Raw genomic sequence first — 25,946 nt, 5'->3', positions numbered from 1 at the left:
GCGTCAGTCGTGCCGCGTCAGCCGCAATGCATACGTAAAGCGATCAGCGGGGAACACGCTGATGGTCGCCTCGAATACGAGACCGCGCTGGTCTACATAATGGCGCACGATCTCGAGCGCGTGCGAATTGGCCGCGGCGGCGAGCGTTGTAGCAACACGGTCCGGCACGCCGACCGCGCGAATCTCCTGGCGCACTTCCTGGGCCGCGCGTCCGCAGTGCTCCTCCACCATCTCGCAGATCAACCCGGTGTTCTTGCGCAACTCGCGCCTGATGGCCGCACCGGCAACCGGGTCCAGATACACCTCGGTCCAGCAGATCGGCTGCTCCGGCTTGGCCGGATCGATCCGCAACATCTCGATGCGCAACCATCGCGAGCCCACATCAACGCCAATATGCGCGGCAAGGGAAGCACTCGCGGATATCTCGCCGATGGACTGGACGTGCCGCTCGGTAAGCACCGCGAACTGCATCAGGTCTTCGACGTTGGACATCGACTGTTCGAATGCCACGCGCGGTTTTGACGCCTCGACGCGAATACCCGCACGCTTGCGCCGCGAGATGAGACCCAGATCCTGCACCTTCTGCAGCGCCGATCGCACGGTTGCGCGGCTCACGCCGTATTGCGTCGAAAGGTCGATTTCGCTGGGCAAGGCCGCGCCGACCACGAACGTCCCATTGCCGATCGCTTCAATCAATTGATCCGCCAGTTCGACGTAGCGCGGTTTCATAACCTTCCCCGTTTTCCTATTGTTTCAAGAGCATGGCCGCGAAAGCCAAGCGCGTCATCGTATCTTGGCGCACGCCCGGTTGCCAAGGCGTCCAGGGCGCAAACCCCGACGGCGGGCCGTGCCCCGAGTAAACCCGAAGTTGACGTATTTCCATCTACACTAATATAGTCCGTACATATTGAAAATGTACGGACTTATAGAAAATTGATGCAAGTGCCGAGTCCGCACGACAACGGAGACCGAAATGGCTGTTCATACGAATATGGCGCACCAGACGGAAGATGGGGTCGCCGGCGCAAAGCCGCGCCAGCCGTTCTACGCGCGGCTGGGTTTCCAGATCGTGGTCGGAATCGTGCTCGGTCTCGCACTTGGGTTCATTGCACCGCATCTTGCCGTGCAGATGAAAATTCTCGGCGACATCTTCCTGCGGCTGATCAAGATGATCGTCGCGCCGCTCGTGTTCCTGAACGTCGTGCTCGGTATTGCTGCTGCCGGCGATCTGAAGAACGTCGGGCGGATCGGCTTGCGTGCGTTGATCTACTTCGAGATCGTCTCGACCATTGCGCTCATCATCAGCATGGTGATCGCCAATCTCTCCGATGTCGGTGCCGGCATGCATCTCGTGCAGAGCCCGGAAGCTGCGGCGGCAGCGCACGAGACGTATGGCAAGGCGGCGCACGTATCGTTCGAGCATTTCCTCCTGACGCTCTTTCCCGATAACTTCATCGGCGCGTTTGCAAATGGATCGCTGCTGCAGGTACTCGTGATCTCGATCGGCTTTGGCGCGGCGGTCCTGATGCTCAACACGGAGCAGCGCGCAAGCGTGGAGCATGCGCTATCGCGGATGTCCGACTGCTTCTTCAAGTTTGTCGATGTGATCATGAAGTTCGCCCCGCTCGGCGCGTTCGGCTCGATCGCGTTTGCGATCGGCAGCAGCGGCATGAGCGCGGTGATCTCGCTCGGCTACTTGCTGATCGTGATGTACCTGTCGCTGGCGTTTTTTGTGGTCGTCGTGCTTGGCCTGATATTGCGGCTCTACGGCTTCAATGTGTTCCGCTTCCTGCGCTATTTCAAGGAAGAAATCTTCCTGCTGTTCGCCACGGCCTCTTCAGAAAGCGCATTGCCGCGCCTCTTTGAAAAACTCGAAAAGCTTGGCTGTTCGCGTCAATCAGTCGGACTGGTCTTGCCCACAGGTTATGCGTTCAATCTCGACGGCACCGCCGTGTACATGTCGCTCTGCGTGATGTTCCTGGCGAATGCGTATGGCGTGCCGCTCGATTTGCATCAGCAGTTCGGCTTGCTTTTGCTGATGTTGCTGACATCAAAGGGCGCGGCGACTGTCTCGGGCGGCACGTTCATTGTGTTTGCAGCGACGGTCACCGCATCGGGCCTCTTGCCTATAGAAGGATTGCCGATCCTGTTCGGCATCAACCGGTTCACGTCGCAAGCGGTTTCGATTTGCAACTCGATGGGCAACAGCGTGGCGACGCTCGTCATCGCAAAGTCCACTGGCGAGTTCAATGAAACCGCCGCACGCAGCGAATACACGCGTGTGTTCGGATCAAGCGACGGCAAGGTTATCTGAAGTCATCCCGAGGACATGTTCATGCGTATTACCGCGATCAAGGAAGTCTCCGTACCACTGGAAGGAAACGTGGCGAACGCGCTGGTCAGCTTCGCCGAGCACGACGTGTCGCTGGTCGCGCTCGAAACGGATGTGATCCGCAACGGCCGTCCCGTGACCGGCTATGCATTTGATTCCATCGGCCGATATGCGCAAGGCGGCATCCTGCGCGATCGGATGATTCCGCGCCTCAAGGCTGCATCGGCCGAGTCGTTGCTCGATGCTTCAGGCGAGCGCTTCGATGCCGCCAAGGTCCTGCAAACCGTCCTGCGCAACGAGAAGCCCGGAGGCCACGGCGATCGCGCTGCGGCGGCTGGCGCAATCGAGCTGGCGGTGTGGGACCTCAACGCCAAGCTCGCCGATGAACCCGCGCACATCACTATCGCGCGGCATTTCGGACGGCAGGGCAAGCGCGAAGGCGTGAACGTGTACGCGGCGGGCGGCTACTACTACCCGGATGAAAGCACGCAGCGTCTCGCCGATGAATTCCGCGGTTATCGTGAACTCGGTTTTGATGCGTTCAAGATGAAGATAGGCGGCGCCACACTCGCGCAGGACATCGCACGCATAGAGGCCGCGTTGAAGGTGGCCGGTGAAGGTCAGCGCCTCGCAGTCGATGCCAACGGACGCTTTGATCTGGACACAGCGCTTGCGTATGCCAAGGCGATCGCGCCCTACGATTTACGCTGGTACGAAGAGATCGGCGATCCGCTCGACTACGATCTGAACCGCCAGGTAGCGGAGGTTTACGAAGGACGCATCGCGACTGGAGAAAACCTTTTTTCCGTGCCTGATGTATTGAATCTGATCCGCTTTGGCGGCATGCGAAAGGGTCAGGACATCTTCCAGATGGACGCCGGCCTGGCTTACGGACTGACCGAATACGCACGCATGATCGACGCGATGGAAAGGCATGGCTTCGATCGCGCGCAAGCGTTTCCTCACGGTGGCCATCTGATCAATTTGCACATAGCCGTTGGCCTTGAACTCGGCGGATGCGAAGCCTATCCCGGCGTTTTCCAGCCCTTCGGCGGATATCCGCCCGGTTGCGGCGTGGGCGGCGGACTCGTGCGCCCGACCGAAGCGGCCGGCTTCGGGCTCGAAGAAAAAGAAGCGTTGCGGCCATGGCTCGCGCGCCTGAATCATTAAAAGGAATCCTTGATGTCCACCACCGTATTCGACTCTGCTCTCTTTCGCGACATGTTCGGCACGCCGGAAATGCGCGATGTGTTTTCGGACACCGCGTATCTTGCGCGTTGTATCGATGCAGAAACGGCGCTTGCCCGTGCGCAAGCCAAAGCCGGTCTGATTCCCGCAGAAGCGGCGCGGGAGATTACTGAGCGTGCCGATTTTTCGAAGCTCGATCTTGAAGCATTGCGTCTTGAGACAGAGATCGTCGGTTATCCGATTTTGCCGCTCGTCAAGCAAGTCAGTGAAATGTGCGGCGATGCCGGCGGTTATCTGCATTGGGGCGCGACCACGCAGGACATCATGGACACCGCGACCATGCTGCAATGCGCGCAAGGCGTGGCGATTATCGAACGTCAGCTCGATGACGTGCGCGGCGCGTTGCGCGATCTTGCCAACAAGCACGCCGAGACGGTGACGGCCGGCCGCACACATTTGCAACATGCGCTGCCGGTCACGTTCGGCTTTCGCGCAGCAGTATGGTTGTCTGCTCTGAACCGTCATGCCGAGCGTCTTGCGCAAGCCAAAGAGCGTTCGCTGATGGTGCAGTTCGGCGGCGCGGCGGGCACGCTTGCATCGCTCAACGATCCCGAACGCGCAATCGAAACACGACGTCTCTTCGCGGCCGAATTGAATCTTCGTGATCCGGAAATCACCTGGCATGTCGCGCGCGATGGCCTGTGTGAACTGGTCTCGCTTCTGGCGAGCATCGGCGGATCGCTGGGAAAAATCGCGCTCGACGTGATGATGATGGCCGCCTCCGAATTCGGTGAAGTGGCCGAGCCGTTCGTACCTGGACGCGGCGCGAGTTCCACGATGCCCCAAAAGCGCAATCCGATATCGAGCGAACTGATGTTCGCTGCCGCGAAAATGCTGCGCGAGCGCGCGGCGTTGATGCTCGACGGCATGATGCACGACTTCGAGCGCGCAACCGGCCCGTGGCATCTCGAATGGAGCGCGGTGCCCGAAAGTTTCCTGCTTTGCGCCAGCGCGTTACATCAGGCGAATTTCATGCTTCGTGGTCTCGTGGTCGATGCCGGGAGAATGCGCAAGAACCTGGACCTGACGGGTGGTTTGATCGTGGCGGAAGCGGTAATGATGGGTCTGGCGCCGAGCATCGGGCGGCAACATGCACATGACGTGGTCTATGACGCGTGCCGCATCGCAATTGAAAACCACCGAACGCTTTTCGACGTGCTCATGGAAGACGCAAAGATCCGCGATGCTTTCGGCGAAGCGCGGCTGCGCGAACTCACTGACCCGGCAAACTATCTTGGCGCCGCGGCGCTCATGGCGCGGTCGGTGGCGAATGCTACGAGCGTGTAATTTTACGTGAGATACCCCCGGAATAATAAAGCGCATTCGCCCGTTTAATCCATGTAACCCCGGCACGAGCGGCATTTGCTAAAGCGTCATCAAGGCGCTTGCAAAGCCGCACGTTACCTGCCGGGATCATTGCTGGAGACAACGATCATGCGTAAAGCTTTTTGCCTGGGGATGGTACATGCAGTACTTGCTTGCGCGGTTTTATCCGCGTCAGCGCCGGTGTTTGCACAAAGTTTCGACGACTCCATGTCGCCCGAACTGCAATCCAATTGCCGCGCAATTGCGGGACAGGCGGAGATAGACGGCACGATGCAGCAGATTGTCGGGCGGACGTGTCTTCAAAGCGATGGCACGTGGCGTATCGTTCAGGCCGATGACGGCAGCATGCTGACTTACCCGATAGCCGAATATCCGTACGTGGACCCGTGGTATGTGGGACCGCCGGTGTTTATCGGCGTGGGTGTGGGCTTTATTTTTGTAGACCGTTTCCACCATTTCCATCGATACAACCATTTCAACCAGATGAACCACTATCACGTGAATGGTTACGCCGGTGGATTCCACGGCGGTGGTCACATGCATGGTTACGGTGGAATGGGCCACCGTTAAAAGCAGGCGTTTTGGCTTTAAGGCGCTATTTCCATCGACCGGGAAATAGCGCATTTGATTTAATCAAATGCTAAAGAACGCAATACAAAGCCTTTAGCGATTCCACGCCGCGCAAGGTATTGCGTTGCCGCCACTGCAGTGCATCGAGATTGGTGATGCGCAAGTCCGGCAAGCGCGAGACAAGCGTGCCTAACCCAATTTCCAGTTCAAGTGTGGCAAGCCTTGCGCCGAGGCAATGGTGAATCCCGGCGGCAAACGACAGCAACTTGCCCTGAAGCGCACGCTCGATATCCAATTGATCCGGATTGCTGAATTGGCCGGGATCGCGATTGGCCGAGCCCACCATCATGAACACAATGGTTCCGCGCGCAATCGATACACCCTCGACTTCCACGTCTTCAAGCGCCGTGCGTACGATCATCTGCACTGAGCTATCGAAACGCAGGCACTCGCTCACCGCCTTGGTAAGCAGCGACGGATCGCGCTTAAGCAGTGCAAGTTGCCCAGGCTGACGATGCAACGCGATCAACGCATTGCCCAACATGTTCGATGTCGTCTCATGCCCGGCAACAAACAGCAGCAGCACGTTCGAAATGATTTCATCGTCGTTGAGGGATTCGCCTGCTTCCTCTGCTCGCACGAGCGCGGAAACCAGGTCGTTGCCCGGTTTCAAGCGCCTTTGCTCGACTACACCCGCAAAATAGCGCTGCAAGGTCAGAGTCGCTTCGTTCGCCGCGGCTAGGCGCTCGGCGTCCATGGGCGCGCTGTCGAGCGCGTTGCCCAAGTGGCTTGCGGCCGACCCCAGCCTGACCCCGTCTTCCACGGGGACATCGAGCAGGCGGCAAATGATGTTTACCGGCAGCGGAAACAGATAGTCGCTCACGAGATCGAATTCCTCTTTCGGCTTGAGAGCGTCAATCAGGTTGTCCGCGGTGCTTTGGGCAATGTCACGGAGCAGATCGATCTGACGTGCATTGAACGCCTTCATCAGCAAGCTGCGCAAGCGCGTGTGCATGGGCGGATTCATCATCAGGAACATGCGGCTCAGCGCCTGGAACACGGGTTGTTCGTATCCGCTTTCGCCGTATCGGGCGGCAACGCTTTGCATATAGGTCTTGCCCATGCGCCGGTCGTGAAGCAACGCTTCGATGATTGCGTAGCGGCCCGTCAGTACAACGTTCGGCGCAAGCGGAACCAAAGCGGCTTCGGCCCGAAGTTGTTCGTAGAACGGATAAGGATTTTCGAAGAAGGCGGGGGAGGACAGATCGCTGAATTTCATGTGGGGCGTTCGTAAGGATGTTAGTGAAGGCGTACGCCTTGATAACACCTGTGACGCGGACTTATTCCATCGGGTAAATGGAAAGCTACCTGCTTGGCCGCTTGATTCTTGGCCGGCGCGCGGTCACGCCCTTGCGGGAGGGGGCGGGTGCATCGTCCATTTTTGCGGTTTCTGCCCGGCGCATGCGCGCTTCTTCCTGAAGACTGGTCACGAGTGCCCGTGTGGTCGCCCGATCCAGAACTGCTTTCCTGACCAGCAGACCCAGCTTGCGACTTACGGGTTGGCCCGGCAGCGCAAGACGTTGAACCAAAGGCGTAGTACGGAGCATCAGCAAATCTCCCGGTACGACGGACCATCCCAGTCCTTCCGCAACCATTTGCACAATCACCGCCGGTTCGTCCAGCTCGATGCCTTCGCGAACCATCAGTTTTTGCCGCCGCAAGAACGTATTGACGAGGCCTCCGCCGTAGGAACGCCGGTCGTAGCGAATGAACGGCAGATCGAGCGCCCATTCTCTTAGCGAACCTGTCGCCGCTTTGGGCGCAATCGCGACATAGACATCGTCCAATAACGGAATCCATACGAGGTTGGCGGGAATGCCGAAATTCGGCTTGATCATGGCTGCAATGTCGAGTTCGCCTGCATCGACCTGTGCCAGCAATTGGATAGATGTTCCTGGCGTAATCTGGATGTGTGTCGCCGGACAATCTTCAACGAAACCTCGCAAGGCCTTGGGAAGCAGCCCGGATTGAACCGTCGATATTGCGCCGAGATTGATCGCAGATGCGTCTGGTGATGCGCCGGCTTTCATATCGTCATAACGCGCAACCAGGTCGCGTGCGTGACTGACCAGCGACCGTCCACGTTCGCTGAGTTGCACGGATTTCCCGCTGCGCTCGAACAACACACATCCGAGATCCGATTCCAGTCGCTTGATCTGCATGCTGACCGCCGATTGCGTCAGACCCAAGCGCTCTCCGGCACCTGAAAACGAGCCTGTTTCAGCAGCGGTCAGGAAGGTAACAAGGTAGCGGAGCATATGAAATTATTTGATGCTTAGGCTTTAAAATATGCGTTTCTCATTCTTTATTCTTTATCTTAACATTGCCGGCATAACGAGATTCCGACAACTACTCCTCAAGGCTGCAAATGACATCACCGGTGCTTTTTCACCTCGCGTTTCCCGTCAATAGCATTGCGAAAGCCCGCGAGTTCTACGGTGAGCTGCTTGGTTGCCCCGAAGGCCGGAGCGCGGAAAGCTGGGTCGATTTCGATTTCTACGGGCACCAGATCGTGGCGCACCTCTCGCCGGAGGAAACCGGCCATAAATCGACGAGCGAAGTGGATGGCCATGATGTACCGGTCCGTCATTTCGGCGCTATCTTGCCAATGCCCGAATGGAAAGCCCTCGCCGAGCGGCTTCGCGCGAAAGACGTCAAGTTCATCATCGAGCCGCAAATCCGTTTTCAGGGATTGCCGGGCGAGCAAGCGACCATGTTTTTTCTCGATCCTTGCGGTGGAAACGCGCTGGAATTCAAGGCGTTCGAAGACATGGGACAAGTGTTTGCCAAGTAAGCGTCCGCTTGAGAACCCCGTTTTATTTTCGCGAAACCCGATGTTTCCGCATTAATTTTCGATTTATTTAACGGGCACCATGGGGTCGCCAAGCGGGCTGGGGCACGCGGCGCACCCTATGGAACGATGACCACAGTCGCAAGAAGGCCACTGATCCCCGCATTGACCGGCATTCGCTTTTTGGCGGCATTGAGCGTTGCGCTTTACCATTTATCGGACAAAGTGGCCGCATCGCTAGGAATTTCATCGCTGCATTTCTATGAAAATGCGGGTGATCCGGTGGAATTGTTCTTCATTCTTTCAGGGTTCATCCTGACCTATACGCACCCGGAAGTGAACGGTGCGGAACGCCCTGCAATTCGCCAATTCTATTTCTCGCGGTTCGCAAAAATTTATCCGATCTACTTGCTGGGCTGGATCGTGTTTGCGCCGCTGATCTATTCCAATCTTGTTGCGCTTCATGGCCATGGCGCCGGCACTTATGTCCGGCTCGCATTCTACGGATTCATGTCGCTCACGCTTTTGCAAGCGTGGACGACGAACACGGCCAATGCCTGGAATACGCCAGGTTGGTCGCTCTCGGCTGAGGCCGTGTTCTATGCGGCGTTTCCGTTCCTCTTCACTTATCTGAAGAGCAAGCGTGTCCCCGTGCTTTCGGGGTTGATCGCCGTATGCTGGCTTGTTTCAGTTATTCCGACATTGGCGCTTTCGTACTTGCCGTCGCCGCTTAAAAACGAGTTTTGGCCCCGCGAACTTGTCAATTTCGTGCCGGCGCTGCGGATTGGCGAATTTATCGCCGGAATTTGTCTGGCGCGGATTTTTCTGGGAAGCGCTAAAGCGAAATCGGCGGCCTTCGATCTAGGTGCGCTTGCAGCTTTGATCGTGGCGATTGCCGTGATCGTCGTAGCGAATCATCTGCACGCAAAAATGTTGCTGTTTCCCGCCTTCATGTTGCTGCTCTACTGTCTTGCGTGCGCGAAAGGGCCTCTTAGCGCCTTGCTAGGCAGCAAGCCCATGGTCTTGCTAGGCGAGGCAAGTTTTGCCTTTTACATATTGCACGTGCCTTTGTTCAGATACGCGAAGATGGTGTTCCCCGATATTGCGACTTCACCTGCGCAATTCGTGGCGTTTCTGGCCGGCCTTACGGCGGTGTCGATTATCTGTTTCCTGGCGATAGAAAAACCGCTGTGCGCTTATTTGCGCATAGCCTATAAGCGGTCTCGTGCGCCGCGTGCAATGGGCCAGCCTGAACACGCATGACGATCTCAGGCTGTCCCATGTTCCTATTGCTTAAGGCAAGGTCACCGGTACGGGCCGTGTCAACAGGTCGACGTAAAGATTGAAGAACCGGTTATTGTCGAACTGCGTCACATAAGCGATCTTCTGCGGAGAAGCACCGGTTGTTGGGGTCTGATAGACCTTCACTTGACCTTGCGTTTCGCCGTTGCTTGTATCGATGTCGAGATAAGCGCTTTTGGTCTGGGTAGCGTAAGTCGGGTCGGTGAAATACGCGATCGTCAGGGTGTCGAAGATATCCGTGTTGGTGCTGAAAGCATTGGCGTTCGCAATCGCGTAGGCCTTCGTGACCGCAGTCTGCTTGTTCGGATTGTTGGCGATCTGGTTGTAGACGCTTTCCGTAAGCGGAACGGTATCGGTGACATCCAGCGGAATCACGGTCTGCGGAATCGTTGTCTGCAGCACCGTGCGCACCGCGAGCGGATCGAACCACCAGTTCAGTTCGCCTACGGCATTGGCGTTGCCCGGTACAGCCATGGCGCCACCCATGTAGACAATCTGCTTGATCAATGGCGCGATTTCCGGCGCTTTCTTCAATGCAAGCGCGAGATTGGTAGGCGGCCCCACTTCAAGAATGGTGACTTGGTTCGGATACTTCTTGATCGTATCGATCATGAAGTCGGACGCATTTTCCGCCTGCAGCTTCGTGCTGGTCGCGAAGCCATCAGGGGGCGCCGTCAACTGCGATGCCTGAGTAGGTTCCGCACGCATCCACGCACCGAAGTAACCGTTCGGGTTCGCCGCCTGCTGCGCGCGAATGCTGGGGACATCGTATTGCAACGGATAGTTCGCGCCGGCATATACGCCCACGGTGTTTTGCACGCCCATGCGCTCGACTGCCTTGAGTGCATCGGCTTGTTCCTGCAACAGCCAGTCATTGCCTGTGACGACCGTCAGGCCCAGCAGGTTGACCTTGCCTTGCGCCATCAATTGCGTGGTCATGGCGAAGAGCTGGCCGTCGTCGCCCATGGTGTTGAAATCCGAATCCATGATGACCTTGGGCGCAGTGCCCAAAGGCGAGGTATTCGAGTTGTCGTCGTTGCCGCCGCACGCGGCGAGGGCCATGGAGGTCATCAGGATTGCTATAGACTTTGAGTGCATTGCTGTTCCCATTCGAGTTGGTGGATAACGAACAACGACTGCAACATGGCGCCATGCGGCAGCTTCGCGTCAGCCGCCTGCAAAGGCAGGCAGGACGCTTCCGGCTGTGACCACAGCCGGAATGAGTCAGGACGCGCTATCGACCTCCTGGCGCGTAGGAATCGACGGCTGTGCGCCTGCGCGCGTCACCGAAATAGCAGCGGCACGTTGCGCAAGATCGATAGCCGCTTCCAACGGCTGGCGCGCGGCCAGTTGTGCGGCGAACACACCGATGAACGTGTCGCCTGCAGCGGTTGTATCCACGGCGTCGACCTTGGGGGCGGAATAGTGCGTGCCTTCGCCGCCCTCCGGCAACAGATACGCGCCTTGCGAGCCAAGCGTCACGATCACGTTGCGCGCACCGGCACGTTGCAATTCCTTGGCCGCACGCCGTGCGCCGCTTTGCGATTCGACCGGCAATCCCGCAAGGATCGCAGCCTCGACTTCGTTCGGAACCAGATAATCGACGAGCGGCAACCAGTCGGCGGGCAGCGGGCCGGTTGCGGGTGCAGGGTTCAATACCGTCAGCTTGCCGAAACGCTTGGCTGTCACCAGCGTTGCATATACCGAGTCCCATGGAATTTCGAGCTGGCAGACCACGACATCGGCGAACTTGATGACTGCTTCATGCCGCTTGACCATCTCGGGCGTGACCTGCCCGTTGCTTCCCGCCACGACCACGATGGTATTTTGACCATCGTCGGCGACGGTGACCATCGCGACGCCCGTGGGCAACGACGGATCGATCTCGATCGCGCCGCAATCGATGCCTTCCACTTCAAGCCCCGCGAGCCGCACTTTTCCGTTGCCGTCAGCGCCAACGCAACCGGCCATCGCAACGCGCCCACCTATGCGCGCAGCCGCGACCGCCTGGTTGCCGCCTTTGCCGCCCGAGTGTTCGGAGAACTCGTGTCCGCCTATGGTTTCGCCCGGACGCGGCAGGTGAGGGGAGCGCGCGACCAAGTCTGTATTGATGCTGCCGACGATAAGGACCAGGCCTTGCTTTGTTTCTTTGGACATGTCTTTCTCCTGCCGGCGTCACATGACGCGGCGTTTGCTGCGATACGTATCCAGCACGACGGCAACGACAATCACCGCGCCGGTGATGATCCGCTTGGTCGGCTCGTTCGCGCCGATCTGCGCGAGACCGGCGGCGAGCACGGAAATGATCAGGACACCGAAGAACGTGCTGATGACCGAACCGCGTCCGCCCATCAAACTCGTTCCACCGATAACAACCGCCGCAATCACCTGCAGTTCGATACCCGATCCCGCGTTGGGGTCAGCGGCTTCGAGGCGCGAGATCTGGAACAGCGCGGCCAGGCCCGACAGCAGCCCCATCAACGCGAACACGATGATTTTGTAGGGCCGGGGATTGACGCCTGCGAGCCGCACCGCTTCTTCGTTTGTGCCAATGCCTACCAGATACCGGCCGAACACGGTGCGCGTCAACACGAGTTGCGCGACGATCATCACCGCGATCGCGATCAGGAACGATGGTGAAATGCCGAAGGCGATCGGGTTGGACAGGAAGTCGAACGCATCGCCGATGTACGCGGTGCGCGAGTTTGTCATCTGGTACGCAAGACCGCGCGCGGCCTCGAGCACACCGAGCGAGACGATGAACGACGGAATGCGCCATCCCACCGTAACTGCGCCGGTCACGCAGCCCGTCAGCGTCGCGCCGGCCATACCGAGCAGCGCGGCGGGAAGCGCCGGCCAGTGCCATTGCAACGCGGCGACGCTGGTCAGCGCCGCGCCGAGCGCGAGCACCGAACCCACCGACAAGTCGATGCCGGCAATGATCAGCACGAAGGTCATGCCCACCGACATCACCACCAGATCGGGAATCTGGTTCGCGATCGTGCTGAAAGTGTCGTAGGTGAGGAAGTGCGAACTCAGCACGGAGAAGAGCGCGATCATTGCGATCAACGCTCCGAGAAGCCCCAGGTAATTCGAGAACCCGAGGCGCGTGCCGATCGGCTTGGCGCTTTTTGGCGGCTCCGTCTGCGTCTTCGGGGTAGTGGTTTGAGTTGTCATCCTAATGCTCCGTGATATGTGCGTCTGGCTTTCTTGTATCTGGCACGCGTGTGTCCGGCTCGGCGGGTTCGGTGAGAATTTTATCGCGGCCGGCATAGCCCGCGAACGCGGCGGCGAGCAGCGCATCCTGGGTCCAGTTATCGCGCTCGAACACGCCCGTCATGCGTCCCGCCGACATTACACCGATGCGGTCGCAAATGAGCATTAATTCGCGTAAATCGCTCGATACCACCACCAGCGCACGGCCTTCGCGCGCTTGCGCGCCCATCAACGCGTAGATGTCGAACTTGGCGCCGACGTCGATACCGCGCGTGGGTTCGTCGAAGAGCAGCACCGTGCAGTCGCGCGCGAGCCAGCGCCCGATCACAACCTTCTGCTGATTGCCGCCCGACAGTTCCGACACGGGTTGCGCGGCGCTCGATGTGCGGATGCGCATCGCGGTGATCTGCTTTTGAGCCAAGGCGTTTTCGCGTTTTGCGTCGACCACGCCATGCTTCGATACCGCGCCGATATTGCCCAGCGAAATATTTGCGGCGATAGGCTGGGGCAGCAACAAGCCTTCGCCCTTGCGGTCTTCGGTGATCAACGCGATGCCCTGGCTGACCGCGTCGGATGGCGACTTGACGTTGACCTTCGCGAGGGCTCCGCCGTGACGTGCAACGAAGACCTCGCCGCTATCGCCACGATCCGCGCCGTAGATCAGGCGCATGAGTTCTGTGCGTCCGGCCCCGATCAACCCGCTGATGCCGAAAATTTCGCCGGCCTTCACTTCAAACGATACGTCGCGCACCGCCTGGCCGCGCGTCATGCCCTGGACCTTGAACGCCGTCGCACCGATCCGGCGCTCGCCAAGATCGATGCGCTCGCCAATGTCGCGTCCGACCATCAAGGTGACGAGTTTATCGCTGGTCAGATTGTGCATTGCGTCAACGTGAACGAGGCGCCCGTCGCGCAGAACCGCTGCACGTTCGGCAACCCGCGCCAGCTCTTCCAGCCGATGCGAGATATAAACCAGTGCGACGCCACGCGGCTTCAGGCGGTCGACTTGCTCGAACAAAAGATCGACTTCGCGCGCCGTCAGCATCGCGGTGGGTTCGTCGAGGATCAGCACGCGGCAATCGCCGATCAGGTTGCGCGCGATCTCGACCATCTGCTGATGACCGATCCCAAGCTCGCTTACGAGCGTGTCCGGATCGATTGCATCGAGACCGACCTGGGCCATCGCATGACGTGCGTCCTCACGCAACTTCGCGCGGTCGATCCAGCCGAGGCCGCGTTGAGGCAGACGGTTCAGGAACAGATTTTCCGCGACGGACAACGTAGGCAGCAGGTTCAACTCCTGCATCACCATGCGTACGCCGAGCGCTTCGGCATCGCTGCGAGTGGCCGGCGCGTATGCGGCGCCGGCAAGCTGCATGGAACCGGTGGTAGGCGTGACGAGACCGCTGATGATCTTCGACAACGTGCTTTTGCCCGCGCCGTTCTCGCCGGTCAGCGCGAGCGCTTCGCCGGGACGCAGATGCAAGGAGACATCCATGAGCACGGGCTCGACATAAGTCTTGCCGATGCCGTGTATGGTCAGCACCGGAGTTGCATCGGCGGAAGGGACGATTGGACTTGGCATCGCTTTAGAAAGACTGGAAGGTGCTTGATGGTGAAATCCGGAGCGTGGCGCGTCGGGACAGTTCAAGCGTGGAGTCATGCCGCAGGACACAAGTTGTCCCGCGGCTCACCATGATGGCGATGACTCGTGAAGCGTGGCGCTTGTATTTACTTCTTGCCCGTGACGAGATCGACAGGCGTCTCGACAACGCTCGACAGGTCAGACTGCTTCTGATGCGTGGACAACGCTTTCAGAGCGGTATCGATACCGAATACAGCTTGTTTTGCAGCGTATTGATCGGCGGTGGCGAGCACGCGGCCATCGGCGAGCATCGGCTTGATGGCGTTGATGTTGTCGTAACCCACGACCTGTACCTTGCCGGCCTTGCCCGATGCGCGAACTGCGGACACGGCGCCGATCGCCATGTTGTCATTGCCGCAAAGCAACGCCTTGACGTTCGGGTTAGCGTTCAAGATCTGCGATGCAACCGCATTGCCCTTGTCGATTTCCCAATCGCCCGATTGCAATGCGACGACCTTCACGCCCGCAGTTTGCATGGCTTGCTTGAAACCTGCCGTGCGCTGCTGTGCATTCGTAGTCGTCGAAACGCCTTCGATGATGCCAACTTCGTCGCCGGATTTGAGCTTCTGCTTGGCCAGATACTCACCCACCTGACGCGCGCCCTTGGCATTGTCCGGACCAACGAACGGCACGTTCAGGTTTTTCGACTTGAGCACGTCGGTGTCGAGCTTGTTGTCGATGTTCACCACGATGATCCCGGCGTCCACGGCCTTCTTGATCACCGGAACCAGTGCCTTCGAATCAGCCGGGGCGATGACGAGTGCATCGACCTTCGAGACGATCATCTGTTCCACGATGCGGATCTGGTTGGCGGTATCGGTTTCGTCCTTGATGCCGTTCGTGATCAGCGTGAACTTGTCGGTGTTGTGCGCCTGATAGTCTTTGGCGCCGGTTTCCATCGTCAGGAAAAACTCGTTCGCGAGGGACTTCATCACGAGCGCGACGGTGGGTTTCTTCGCTGCTTGAGCGAATGCCGACGAAACGGGCAGGAGCGAGGCTGCAGCGAAAACCGCGGTTGCGGCGAGTACGCGGCGTCGAGCTTGATTGTGCTTGCGGGTCATAAAGTCTCCGGAGTCCGCTCTTCGGTCTACCGGATGGCAGCCGCGAGTCGTATGGTGAGTGCGTTCTTGAGATGCGCGAGATCAACGAATTAATCAATCTGAAAGGAAAGCCTTGATGACGTTTCCTTTGGCGCGAAGTATCTGAAAGACCACGCCAGACGCTTGTTTAGTACGGCAAGGGTGATCTATCGAGGTCTAATGCTATCCTCGCGATTGGCGATATGCTACCTCTAAAATTGAAAGCGGGCGTTTCGAATATGGAACACGTCGACTGGGATGATCTGCGCATTCTGCTCGCCATCGCGCGGGAAGGCACCATGCGGGCCGCGGCCTTGGCGTGTGACGTGAGCGCCGCCACGCTCTCGCGCCGGTTGACCGAACTTGAACGCAGACTAGGTGAACCCCTGATTGACCGCGTGCCTTCCGGGTGCACGGTGACTGTATTCGGACAGCAAGTCCTGATATGGGCCGAGCAAATGGAAACGCTCGCGCATCAGATTGAACGCGCCGGAGACGTGACCGGGTCGCATGGTCTTGAAGGGACCGTCAGGATCAATGCCGTCGAATGGATGTCTTATATCCTGATGAAGCTGCTCGGCTCGTTTCAGGAGCGATTTCCCGGGCTGGCTATCGAAGTGCTGACCTCTCAGCGCCCTTACAACCTCGCGCGTCGTGAAGCGGACATTGCCATCTGGTCGGAATGCCCGGACGAAGGCGATCTGTACGTGCGGCGCATCGGCAAGGTGCGCTTTGGTCTGTATGCATCGCGTGACTATTATCTGCGTCACAAGGTGGCGATCAAGAAGAGGGAATGGAACAAGCTCTCGTTCGTGGGTTATGACGAACGTCGCGGCGATCATCCGGCCGCGCAATGGCTGAAGACATTGCCGGGCGCGCCGGAACCGAGCCTTCGATGCAGCTATGTCCTGGGCGTGTTCGACGGCGTGCTTGGAGGCTCGGGCCTGGGCGTGCTTGCCCAACTCGCCGGCGATACAACCAGCGACCTGGTTTGCATCGAACCGCATATCCGCGAGCTCGATCAGGACGTATGGATGGTGCTGCATCCGGCGCTACGCGGAAGCGAGCGCATACGCGCCGTGTCGAATCTCGTCGCGGATATTTTTCGATAATTTTTCGGCGTGACGCATGGATTGCCGGGAGTTACGCGGCTGCGTTCCTGACCGCTTTGCCACCCAGCAAGCAAACCACAAGCGTTGCTATCACGAGCGCGAACAACGCAAGCCGCAAGCCAACGAAACCTGCCGCGAATCCAATCAGAGGCGGCCCGACCAGGAACCCCGCATAACCTGCGGTTGCCGCCATCGATACACCGACTGCGGGCGTCGCGGTCGACCGTCCGGCTGCGCTGAAGATGACCGGCACGATGTTCGCCAACCCGATGCCTACAAGCACGAAGCCCACGCAAGCAGTCACCACGTTTGGATATCCGAGCACCAGCGCCAGCCCGAGCGCTGCGATCAGGCCACCGATTGCAACCACCACACTCGATCCAAGCCGACGCACGGAGACGTCGCCGACGACACGGCACGCCGCCATCGCGAATGCAAACGATGAATAGCCTAAAGCCGCCGCACTTGCTTGTGTGTCGAGTGCGGAGCGCAGGAACACCGCGCTCCAGTCGGCAACCGCGCCCTCGACCAGCATGCAAAGAAACGCAAGGCCGGCGAGTTTCATCACCGCGCCGCTGGGCAGTATGAAGCCGCTTGCCGCTTCTTTTACGCGCGGTCCAATATCTCTTAGTGCAAAAACGGCAGCGCCCAGGACAAGGGTGGCGATTACCGCATTGGGAATCAAGAGGCCGCCGAATGTGCCAATGCCATTCGCTTGCAGCGCTGCGCCCGATGCCGCGCCGACCAACCCGCCCACGCTCCACGCTGCGTGAAACGACGACATGATCGGCGCGTGCCATTCGCCTTCTATGGCGCTGGCGTGTCCATTCATCGATACATCGAGTGCGCCGTTCGCCGCGCCCAACAAAAACAGCACGGCACACAGCATCGCGAAGTCGGGTACGAATGCAGGCAAGGGAAGGGCCAACACAAACGCAATGCCAAGGAACGCGGTGACGCGCCCGCTGCCGAATCGCGGAGCGAGGCGGCCGGCTAGCGGCATGGCGACGATCGCGCCCAGGGCGAACGCGAACAGCGCGAGTCCGAGCGCGGTGTCGCTAAGAGACAAGGCTTCCTTGATGCGCGGAACCTCGACGGCCCACGCTCCAATGCCCAAGCCGTTGGCGAGGAATACGGCGGTAGTGGCGACACGTTCGGAGACAGGTTTCATTGCGCCACCATCACGTTGCCGCACAGGTTTTCAAATGCGCCAAGGCGTTCGGCGGGAACATCGGCCTCGAGGATCAAATGGTCGATGCCCGACGCAGGCGCTACAAAATAGGGTGCTGCAGTCATCAATTTCTCCGATGTCATTGCTATGGCAACCTGTCCGCTCGACTTCACCATCGCGCGCTTTAGTTCGGCTTCCTCAGCATCGAAAGCGGCGACGCCTTCGGCGGTATCGATGGCACATGCGCCCAGAAAGCATAGGTCGGCCCTGATCTGCTGAACCTGCAAGAGCGCGGTGGAACCAGCCGATCCCGCGCCGCGCGGACTCATGCGCCCGCCAATCAGGATTACATCGATACCGGGACGATCCATCAGCCGCGAGCAGGCGTCGGGGGAGTTGGTCACGACCGTCAGGCCGGCGTTATCCGGCAGCGCCGCCGCAATGGCGACGTTGGTCGATCCTGCGTCGAGCAGAATGACTTGTCCCGGCTGGACGATGCTTGCCGCCATTGCCGCGAGCAGCGCTTTGCGGTCGCCGGCTTCGCGCATACGCGTGGATCCTGCAACCGACGCTGGCGATATCAGCAGCGCGCCGCCGTAGACGCGCTTGCATTGGCCGGCATCGGCGAGATCGCGCAGGTGGCGGCGGATGGTGTGTTCGGATGTGCTGAATTCCTCTGCAAGGTCGGCGGCCAGTACGCGGCCGCGCGAACGCAGGCGCTCGAGGATCAGCTTGACGCGCTCGTCGGGGAGGAGATTTGCAGTGGCGTCTTGGCGAGTTCTTTGCATTGTCTGCTCAACATTCAATCGATCATCATTGAGCATAATGTATCTTAAACGAGCACGACAGGGCAAATTTTTTTAGGCCGCACTTCGTAACGAGCGCGGATTTAAATCGTTACTCCCGCAATCCTTTCACCTCGTTCCGGCCTCCCAAGAAAGAAGCCTTGCGCACTCGTGCAGCCGCACCCACGTACGAACGCAAGCTGTTCGTCCGTCTCGATACCTTCGGCGGTGGTCGGAATCCCAAGCTCTCTGGCGAGCGCCACGATCCCCCGCACGACCGCCGCCGATTCCCTCCGATGCACCGATTCCCGCACGAACGAGCTATCGATCTTGAGGGTATCGAAGGAAAATCGGCACAAGTTCGATAAGGTCGAAAACCCCGTGCCGAAGTCATCCAGCGCAAGGCCGATACCCATCCCTCGAAGCCGTTCCACGTTGCGACGCGTCGGGCCGTCGTCGCTCATCAACACGGTTTCCGTGACCTCGATATTCAGACGCGACGGCGGCAAATCGTATTCGCGCAGCACCGACGCCACCGTGTCGGCGAACGATTCCTCACGCAACTGGACCGGCGACACATTCACTGCGACGACCACGGGCTCGCGCCATCTTGCCGCTTCCTCGCATGAGCGCCGCAGGACCCATTCGCCAAGTGGCAAGATCAGCCCCGTGCGTTCGGCAATGGGCACGAACGTGGTGGGCGGCAACTCACCGCGCGTGGGATGGGTCCATCGGACGAGGGCTTCGCGGCCTGTCGTGACGCCGCTCGCGAGATTCACGATCGCCTGGTACTCCATGCGCAAGCCGCTGCCGAAAGCCTGGAGCGCGCCTTCGAGATCGCTGCGCAAAAGGCTCAGGCTGTCGTCGGAGGCGTGCGCCTGGGCATCGAAAACGGCAAACGCACTTTTGCCGCTGCGCTTCACCGCATAAAGCGCGCGGTCGGCGCAGATCAGCAATTGCGGGCCGGTGTCGCCATGCTCGGGATACTGCGAAATGCCGACGCTCGCGCCAATGCGCACCAACGCGTCATTGAGCACGAAAGGCCGGGCAAGCGTTTTCACGATCTGGTCTGCCAGAAGGCGCACTTCTTCGCTAAGAGACGCATCGTTCGATATGGCGACGAATTCGTCGCCCGCCAGACGCCCGACAATATCGCCCTTGCGCAGCACCGCCCGCAAGCGCCGCGCCGATTCCTGCAGGACGAGATCGCCGGCGGCGTGGCCGAGGCTGTCGTTGATAGCCTTGAAACCGTCCAGGTCGATCAGCAGCACGGCAAACGATCCGGGCCGCAACGTGGGTTCGGCATCGGTACGGTTGAGCAGTAATTCGCTGATGCGAGCACGGTTGGGAAGACCGGTCAGGCTGTCGTGGCGCGCGAGCCGGTTGCTGGTTTCCTGCGCCCGCAGCATGGCAACGGTGTCCTTGTTGCTGCGTACCGCGACCGTGAAAAATCCGGCCGCACAAAACGGCGCCTGGAACAGCAGCACGATTTTTCCGGAGCCGGGCGACATCGCCGCACCGACTCCGAGCAGCGCAAAGATGAACGATATCTGGATCATCACGAGCCGCGGCGTGCCCGCATTGCGTCCGGCTAGTCCGCCGACCACGCCAACCGCGCAGACATTGCCCAACAGAAAGAGCGTCTGGTCGCCGCTGATATTGCAGAGCAGCGCGCCGAAACCGAGGAGCGCGCTCCAAACAATGCTGGCGACAAGAAACAGCGACGTAGGTGTCGGCTCGCTACGCGCGCTGCGCCTGCAACAAATGGCGATCAGCAATAGACGCGCGGCCAGCACCACGAGCACGGCCAATGTCCAGGCCAGGTAAGTTGCATTCGGGTACAGATATAAAGCCGCCAGACAAACGCTGAGCTCGCAAATCGACGCCATGACAATCGACGTTGTCCTGGTGAAAAGATTCGACAGCAGGATTTGCCGGTTATCGGCGCTCAGGTCTTGAGCAGATCCCACGAGCCATTTGAAAAACGGCGACCTCGGTTCGCTAAACGCCATGGAATGCGCAATATGAGTGGTTATATGGTTATCGGCGCGGCTGGCTTTTTCTGTTGCGGATTATCCCGTGGATTGCAGGTTGCGCTTGACTAAATCTATCTGACGATTGTGTAAGGTATGGCTTGGCGCGAGTACATTTGCGACCTGCAGTCAGCATTGACGGCGAAGGTACTATGTGCGGCGGGACAACGGCAAGCTGGCGTTGCCGCAATGGCGGCGAGCGTCTTGCGTGCGAGTTTTTATTCGAAGGACAAGAGAATCAAGCGAGGCATTTGCTCATTCATTGCGGACGGCAAAACGGCCGTTGAAGAACGGCCGTTTTGCGCCGGATATCACTGCCCGTCGACCGACATCACGCTCAAGTACGACTCCAGTCTCAGCGCCCGGTCGCGCGTAAGGGACATGCCTTCATCTTCCTGCATCGGAACGTAAATCGTGCCTTGGCGCGTTGCGAAGATCGCCGATTGCGTCGCCAGTTCGGCATCGCGGAAAGTCAGCCAGGTCCGCTGCGAGGCTTTCAGCTTTTGCGCGGGCGCGGCCGGCAGCGTCTTCAGCAAGCTCTGGTACGCAACGTTCAATCGATGATCAAACGCCTTGTACGCAGCCGAATAACAGTCCGACATGTCCGCGGTCGAAACGGTCTTCGGATTGTTTAGGCAAGCGTCCAGCGCTTCGGACGTCTTGTCCTTCGGTTCGGCGGCGAGCACAGGGGTTGCGATCGTCGCCGCGCCGATGCCTGATATCAGAAGCAGCGGGGCGATCCATCGGCCGGTTTTATGCGAGAGCTTGGTGAGCATCTGAAGAGTGGTGTGGTGACATGAGGGACCGCTATTCTGCCGCGTAATATATATCGACTTCAAAACGACGACATAAGCAGCCCGCCAATATCCGAAATCGCCGCTTCCCGTCGAGCGGTTTCGGCCCTCGTCTGCGTCAGATAAGCGGTCACCAGCAGCGGTGCGCGTCCGGGCGGCCAGATGATCGCGATGTCATTGGTCGAGCCGTGTGACCCGGTGCCGGTTTTATCGCCGACGCGCCAGTCCTTCGGCAGCTTCGCGCGAATCCGCTTCCCGCCGGTCTCGTTCGCGATCAGCCAATCCCGCAACTGGGCGCATGAACTCACCGATAACCGGTCGGTCAGCAACAGCGTGCGCATGTTGGCGAGCATGGCGTTGGGCGTGGTGGTATCGCGCGGATCGCCGGGCGTGCTTTCGTTCACCGTGGGTTCGTTGCGGTCGAGGCGCGTGAGCTTGTCGCCGAGGGTGCGCACGAACGCGGTGAGCGCGGGCGGTCCGCCGAAGCTTGCGAGCAGCAGGTTGCCCGCGGTGTTGTCGCTGAGCGTGATCGCGGCGTGGCATAGGTCGGCGACGCTCAGGCCCGTGGAGCCGGTGTGATGTTGCGTGACCGGCGAGTATTCGACGAGATCGCTCTTCGAATAAACGATCTTCCGCTTAAGGTCTTCCTGACCCTGGTCCACGCGCGCCAGGACGAAACCGGCGGCGAGGAACTTGAAGGTGCTGCACATGGGAAACGCTTCGTCGGCGCGCAGTCCGGCGCGCTTGCCTGATCCGGTGTCGAGCATCGATACCCCCAGCCGTCCGCCGGAGCGTGCTTCGATCCGCGCAAGCGCCTTGCCTGTCGTCTCGGCTGAAACGCCGGCGCCGTTTTCCGCCGCCATCGCCAGTTTGCCGAACGATGCCGCTATAACTCCAGCTAGGGACGCGCCTGCAAGCGTGCCCGTGAACATCCGCCGTGTGACCATTGATCCTCCATTCGTGACGTGAATTGAGCGCTCAATATCGACGGTTTGGATTTCATTGGCAAACGATGATAACTTTACGCGAACCCAAGAAAATCTAATGGATCGGCGTAAAAATGCGACCTTATCTCCCTCTGAATGCGCTTCGGGCGTTTGAATCCTCCGCGCGGCATTTGAGCTTTACGCGCGCCGCGCTCGAACTGAACGTCACCCAGGCGGCAGTCAGCCAGCAAGTGAGATCGCTGGAAGAACGGCTCGGCACGACGCTTTTCAAGCGCTTGCCGCGCGGCCTTGGCATGACCGACGAAGGCCTCGCGCTGCGTCCGGTCCTGACCGATGCGTTCGATCGTATCGAAGCCGTCCTCAAGCAATTCGATGGCGGTCATTTCCACGAGGTCCTGACAGTGGGCGCAGTCGGCACCTTCGCGGTCGGCTGGCTGATGCCGCGTCTCAAGTCGTTTCGCGCGGCGCATCCGTTTATCGAATTGCGGTTGCTCACGCATAACAATCTGGTCGATCTGGCGACAGAAGGGCTCGACTTCGCAATCCGTTTTGGCGACGGCACGTGGCCTGGATCGGTTGCGACCAAACTGTTCGATGCGCCGCTTGCCATCCTGTGCTCATCGGAAATCGGGCAGCGGCTCGACCGGCCCGAGGCGCTTGCCAACGAAACCTTGCTGCGCTCGTATCGGGTCGATGACTGGACGCGCTGGTTCGCCGCCGCGGGCATCGCGCCGCGAACGCTGCGTGGCCCGGTATTCGATTCGTCGCGATTGATGGTCGAAGCCGCCATGCAGGGCGCGGGCGTGGCGCTCGCGCCTGCGGTGATGTTCGAGCGCGAGCTGAACATGGGAAGTCTCGTCCGGCCGTTCGATGTCGAGGTGAACGCGGGCAGTTACTGGCTGACATCGATGAGAGGAAAAAGCATGACCCTCGCCATGCTTTCCTTCAGCAACTGGATAACCGGCGAGATCCCGGCAGCAAACTCATAAAAAGCCCATGCCCGATGCCTTGAGCGTGGCGGCGGCGCGCGTAGAACATTCGAGTTTGCGGAACACGCTTTCAACGTGCGTGCGTACCGTGCTTGGACTCAGTTCCAGTTCGCGCGCGGCTTCCTTGTTGCTCGCGCCCCGGCTGATGGAGCGCAGGACATCGATTTCACGCGCCGATAAACGCACGGCTTGCGGCCGGGTTCCGTATCGTTCGCTCGGCACTTGCGCGAGACCCGAGGCGAGGAGCGCGTCGGTGACGGCGGTATCGAATCGTCCTTGTGCTGTTTCGGCCCGCATCAATTCCGCAGCGGCGCTGCGGCTCATGGCTTCGCGCCATGGACGCGGCGAGCGCATCGCAACCCACGCCGCCGATGCCGCCAGCACGCGCGCCTCGACCGGCAGTGCCGCGTTGCCCGCGCTGCGAAAGTAGCCGGTGCCGTCAAGCCTTTCATACACGAACGACGCCAGCTCGGCCGCTTGTTCCAGCGTGCCCGTCTGCTTGCCGGCGCGCGCGGTCCAATAAGGCACGAGGCGCACTTTCTCCCAAGCCGATGCCGGCAGCCGACCCGGCATGTTCCAGAGCGCGTTCGGCACGGCCGCGCGCCCGATGCCGTGAATCAGCCCCGCCCGATAAACCCGCTCTTGCGTGGCGCGATCGAGCGAAAGACGCTCGCAGCACGCGGCGGCGATCGCAGCGACTTCGCGTGAAAACCCCGTCATCCAGGGCAGCTTGAGGTCGATCACGTCGGCGATGAGTTCCAGCGACGTAACCTGTTGCATTTGCGGCGTCAAAAGGGCGTCGTCGATTTCTCGGGGCTGCAATTCATCGAGCGCGGTCAGCCACGCCTGAGCACGCCCGGATAGAAGCGCCACGAGCCGCGCCGGATATCGGCTATCTGCTCTCTGCCCAATCAGTTCAAACGCACGTTCGATTCCATACACGCGGCTCAAAATTTCGATATCGCCCGCGAGCACCACGATAAACACCGCCGCCGGAACCTTCAGGCCCGCGATGCGCGCCGGCAATCCGTTGCCGTCCCACGTTTCGAAAATATGCCGCAGCGTGGTTTCGGTTTCATGCCCGAGGCCGAGCATGCGCGCCACTTCGCCAGAGACTTCGCAATGAATCTGCGCGAGCGGCTGGATCGCGGCGCCGGTGCCGCCCTGCGTTTGCCGCATTGGTTCGTCCCAGTCGGGACGCATTGCGAGCATGGCTTCGCGGCCGGCGATGTCGTCGCCGAGGGCATCGGCGAAACCGGATGCGTTGGCCGTGCAGCCTGACCATCGGAGCAAAGATGCTTCGCGTACCGTGTCGCAGCCGGTGGCGTCCATTCCATCGGCCTGTGCAAGTTGCAGCGCGAGCCACGCCGTGCGCGGCGAATGATCGGTCGGCTGTCCCATGCTGAGATCGCCGATAAAAGCGAGCGCCCTGACCGCGTCGAATGCGCGTATGTCTGATCGGGCGGAACGGTCGCTCTGCATGGGTTCGGTCTCTCGGGAAGGTTTCTGGCAAGCGCATCACTATACGCGACGCGTTTTTCCAGGGTCGGTCATTCGACCGATACCGCCCCCAGGTCCCGTCTGAGAAAGTAGGGGCTCAAACCAACCCACACGAGGAAAACCCATCATGAACACACTTCTCAGAAAAGTTTTAGCGTCCGCCATGTTGCTCGGCAGCCTTTTCGCGGTTCCCGCGGTTCACGCCGCGCCGGTCCAGGACCTGAAGGGAACGAACGTGGTGCTCGTGCACGGCGCGTTCGCCGATGGTTCCAGCTGGAACAAGGTCATCCCGTTGCTCGAAGCGCGCGGCCTGCATGTAGTCGCGGTCCAGAACCCGCTGAGCTCGCTCGCCGACGACGCCGCTGCAGCCAAGCGAGCCATCGACGCGCAAAACGGACCGGTTGTGCTGGTCGGTCATTCGTGGGGCGGCGTGGTGATCACCGAGGCCGGCAACGACGACAAGGTCAAGGCTCTGGTCTACGTCGCCGCATTCGCGCCCGATAACAACACGTCGATCAACGACATGCTGAAGGGCAAGCCGGCGCCTGCCTGGGCGAGCGAGTTGCAAAAGGACTCGGGCAATTACCTGACGCTTTCCACCGACGCCATCATCCATCAGTTCGCGCAGGATCTGCCGGTGCCGCAAGCCCGCCTGATCGCCGCGACCCAGGGTCCGTGGGCGGCGAGCGCGACGGACGACAAAGTGTCGACCGCTGCCTGGCACTCCAAGCCGTCGTGGTTTGTCATCGCCGATAAAGATCACATGATCGATCCGCGTCTGCAAACGGCAATGGCCGCGCAAATCGGCGCGACGACCACGCACGTGAACTCGAGTCACGTGGCAATGGTGAGTCAGCCGAATGCAGTGGCGGCAGCGATCATCGCGGCGGCAACAAAGGTGCATTGATGGACGTGGGATAGCCAGGGTTGCACGATCTGATCGGCGGCCCGGGTTGTCCCGGTTGTATTTGCATAGGCTGCAAGTTTCAAGTCCAGAAGCATTTTTCGGAAGGCCGGATGGAATTTTCGCCGGATTCAAGGCGTTA

General features: G+C 59.8%; 23 protein-coding genes. 9 read left to right on the top strand and 14 right to left on the bottom strand.

What is annotated here, in order from left to right; all coding sequences use genetic code 11:
• Nucleotides 1–3 precede the first annotated feature (3 nt).
• Nucleotides 4–729 (bottom strand): GntR family transcriptional regulator, encoded by a 726-nt coding sequence (locus HB633_RS03635; protein WP_213776713.1) that lies wholly within the window; start codon nt 727–729, stop codon nt 4–6.
• A 244-nt stretch (nt 730–973) separates the two neighbouring features.
• On the opposite strand from HB633_RS03635, the gene HB633_RS03630 reads away from it, so the two are divergent.
• From HB633_RS03630 to HB633_RS03615, 4 genes are all read left to right on the top strand, one after another.
• Entirely contained in the window at nt 974–2,314 is a 1,341-nt protein-coding gene (locus HB633_RS03630) for a cation:dicarboxylase symporter family transporter (protein ID WP_213776712.1), read from the top strand.
• Between the two features lie 21 nt (nt 2,315–2,335).
• Nucleotides 2,336–3,502 (top strand): enolase C-terminal domain-like protein, encoded by a 1,167-nt coding sequence (locus tag HB633_RS03625; RefSeq protein ID WP_213776711.1) that lies wholly within the window; start codon nt 2,336–2,338, stop codon nt 3,500–3,502.
• 12 nt (nt 3,503–3,514) lie between these two features.
• Nucleotides 3,515–4,867, top strand: a complete 1,353-nt coding sequence (locus tag HB633_RS03620; RefSeq protein WP_213776710.1) for an adenylosuccinate lyase family protein — start codon at nt 3,515–3,517, stop codon at nt 4,865–4,867.
• A gap of 171 nt (nt 4,868–5,038) precedes the next feature.
• On the top strand, nt 5,039–5,476 hold the full coding sequence (locus HB633_RS03615) for a hypothetical protein (protein ID WP_213777170.1): 438 nt from the start codon (nt 5,039–5,041) through the stop codon (nt 5,474–5,476).
• A 70-nt stretch (nt 5,477–5,546) separates the two neighbouring features.
• Here HB633_RS03615 and HB633_RS03610 read toward each other — a convergent pair whose 3' ends face one another.
• Nucleotides 5,547–6,755, bottom strand: coding sequence for a cytochrome P450 (locus HB633_RS03610; RefSeq protein ID WP_213776709.1), 1,209 nt, complete (start codon nt 6,753–6,755; stop codon nt 5,547–5,549).
• An 85-nt stretch (nt 6,756–6,840) separates the two neighbouring features.
• On the bottom strand, nt 6,841–7,794 hold the full coding sequence (locus tag HB633_RS03605; RefSeq protein ID WP_213776708.1) for a LysR family transcriptional regulator: 954 nt from the start codon (nt 7,792–7,794) through the stop codon (nt 6,841–6,843).
• Nucleotides 7,795–7,904: 110 nt separating this feature from the next.
• Between HB633_RS03605 and HB633_RS03600 the strand changes: the two genes are divergently transcribed.
• Entirely contained in the window at nt 7,905–8,330 is a 426-nt protein-coding gene (locus HB633_RS03600) for a VOC family protein (RefSeq protein ID WP_213776707.1), read from the top strand.
• A gap of 126 nt (nt 8,331–8,456) precedes the next feature.
• Nucleotides 8,457–9,590, top strand: a complete 1,134-nt coding sequence (locus HB633_RS03595; protein ID WP_213776706.1) for an acyltransferase — start codon at nt 8,457–8,459, stop codon at nt 9,588–9,590.
• A gap of 30 nt (nt 9,591–9,620) precedes the next feature.
• On the opposite strand, the gene HB633_RS03590 is transcribed toward HB633_RS03595, so the two are convergent.
• The 5 genes from HB633_RS03590 to HB633_RS03570 all read right to left on the bottom strand — a co-directional run bounded on the left by HB633_RS03590 (nt 9,621) and on the right by HB633_RS03570 (nt 15,551).
• Nucleotides 9,621–10,727, bottom strand: a complete 1,107-nt coding sequence (locus tag HB633_RS03590; RefSeq protein WP_213776705.1) for a nucleoside hydrolase — start codon at nt 10,725–10,727, stop codon at nt 9,621–9,623.
• 126 nt (nt 10,728–10,853) lie between these two features.
• Nucleotides 10,854–11,786 carry a ribokinase gene (gene rbsK / locus HB633_RS03585; RefSeq protein ID WP_213776704.1) on the bottom strand — a complete coding sequence of 311 codons (933 nt, stop codon included), beginning with the start codon at nt 11,784–11,786 and terminating at the stop codon, nt 10,854–10,856.
• Nucleotides 11,787–11,804: 18 nt separating this feature from the next.
• On the bottom strand, nt 11,805–12,806 hold the full coding sequence (locus tag HB633_RS03580) for an ABC transporter permease (RefSeq protein WP_056366918.1): 1,002 nt from the start codon (nt 12,804–12,806) through the stop codon (nt 11,805–11,807).
• A 1-nt stretch (nt 12,807) separates the two neighbouring features.
• Nucleotides 12,808–14,430 (bottom strand): sugar ABC transporter ATP-binding protein, encoded by a 1,623-nt coding sequence (locus HB633_RS03575; protein WP_213776703.1) that lies wholly within the window; start codon nt 14,428–14,430, stop codon nt 12,808–12,810.
• 146 nt (nt 14,431–14,576) lie between these two features.
• On the bottom strand, nt 14,577–15,551 hold the full coding sequence (locus HB633_RS03570; protein WP_213776702.1) for a sugar ABC transporter substrate-binding protein: 975 nt from the start codon (nt 15,549–15,551) through the stop codon (nt 14,577–14,579).
• A gap of 257 nt (nt 15,552–15,808) precedes the next feature.
• On the opposite strand from HB633_RS03570, the gene HB633_RS03565 reads away from it, so the two are divergent.
• Nucleotides 15,809–16,681, top strand: a complete 873-nt coding sequence (locus tag HB633_RS03565; protein WP_213776701.1) for a LysR family transcriptional regulator — start codon at nt 15,809–15,811, stop codon at nt 16,679–16,681.
• A gap of 31 nt (nt 16,682–16,712) precedes the next feature.
• On the opposite strand, the gene HB633_RS03560 is transcribed toward HB633_RS03565, so the two are convergent.
• The 5 genes from HB633_RS03560 to bla form a co-directional block, all read right to left on the bottom strand.
• Nucleotides 16,713–17,852, bottom strand: a complete 1,140-nt coding sequence (locus HB633_RS03560) for an MFS transporter (protein ID WP_213776700.1) — start codon at nt 17,850–17,852, stop codon at nt 16,713–16,715.
• Nucleotides 17,849–18,640 carry a DeoR/GlpR family DNA-binding transcription regulator gene (locus tag HB633_RS03555; RefSeq protein ID WP_213776699.1) on the bottom strand — a complete coding sequence of 264 codons (792 nt, stop codon included), beginning with the start codon at nt 18,638–18,640 and terminating at the stop codon, nt 17,849–17,851. Before HB633_RS03555 ends, HB633_RS03560 begins: the two co-directional genes overlap by 4 nt.
• 101 nt (nt 18,641–18,741) lie before the next feature.
• Entirely contained in the window at nt 18,742–20,649 is a 1,908-nt protein-coding gene (locus tag HB633_RS03550; protein WP_213776698.1) for an EAL domain-containing protein, read from the bottom strand.
• Between the two features lie 332 nt (nt 20,650–20,981).
• On the bottom strand, nt 20,982–21,446 hold the full coding sequence (locus tag HB633_RS03545; RefSeq protein ID WP_213776697.1) for a lysozyme inhibitor LprI family protein: 465 nt from the start codon (nt 21,444–21,446) through the stop codon (nt 20,982–20,984).
• A 59-nt stretch (nt 21,447–21,505) separates the two neighbouring features.
• On the bottom strand, nt 21,506–22,411 hold the full coding sequence (gene bla / locus HB633_RS03540) for a class A beta-lactamase (protein WP_213776696.1): 906 nt from the start codon (nt 22,409–22,411) through the stop codon (nt 21,506–21,508).
• A 113-nt stretch (nt 22,412–22,524) separates the two neighbouring features.
• Between bla and HB633_RS03535 the strand changes: the two genes are divergently transcribed.
• On the top strand, nt 22,525–23,400 hold the full coding sequence (locus HB633_RS03535; RefSeq protein ID WP_213776695.1) for a LysR family transcriptional regulator: 876 nt from the start codon (nt 22,525–22,527) through the stop codon (nt 23,398–23,400).
• On the opposite strand, the gene HB633_RS03530 is transcribed toward HB633_RS03535, so the two are convergent.
• Nucleotides 23,395–24,882: an HD domain-containing phosphohydrolase gene (locus tag HB633_RS03530; RefSeq protein ID WP_213776694.1), complete on the bottom strand. Its 1,488-nt coding sequence runs from the start codon at nt 24,880–24,882 to the stop codon at nt 23,395–23,397. The genes HB633_RS03535 and HB633_RS03530 overlap by 6 nt on opposite strands.
• Before the next feature lie 145 nt (nt 24,883–25,027).
• Between HB633_RS03530 and HB633_RS03525 the strand changes: the two genes are divergently transcribed.
• Nucleotides 25,028–25,807, top strand: a complete 780-nt coding sequence (locus HB633_RS03525) for an alpha/beta hydrolase (RefSeq protein WP_062002033.1) — start codon at nt 25,028–25,030, stop codon at nt 25,805–25,807.
• Nucleotides 25,808–25,946 lie beyond the last annotated feature (139 nt).

The organism is Caballeronia sp. dw_276, from assembly GCF_018449635.1.
GTDB lineage: Bacteria > Pseudomonadota > Gammaproteobacteria > Burkholderiales > Burkholderiaceae > Caballeronia.
Note: the sequence above shows the minus strand (reverse complement) of the source record. Positions and strands in the feature narration are given on the sequence as shown.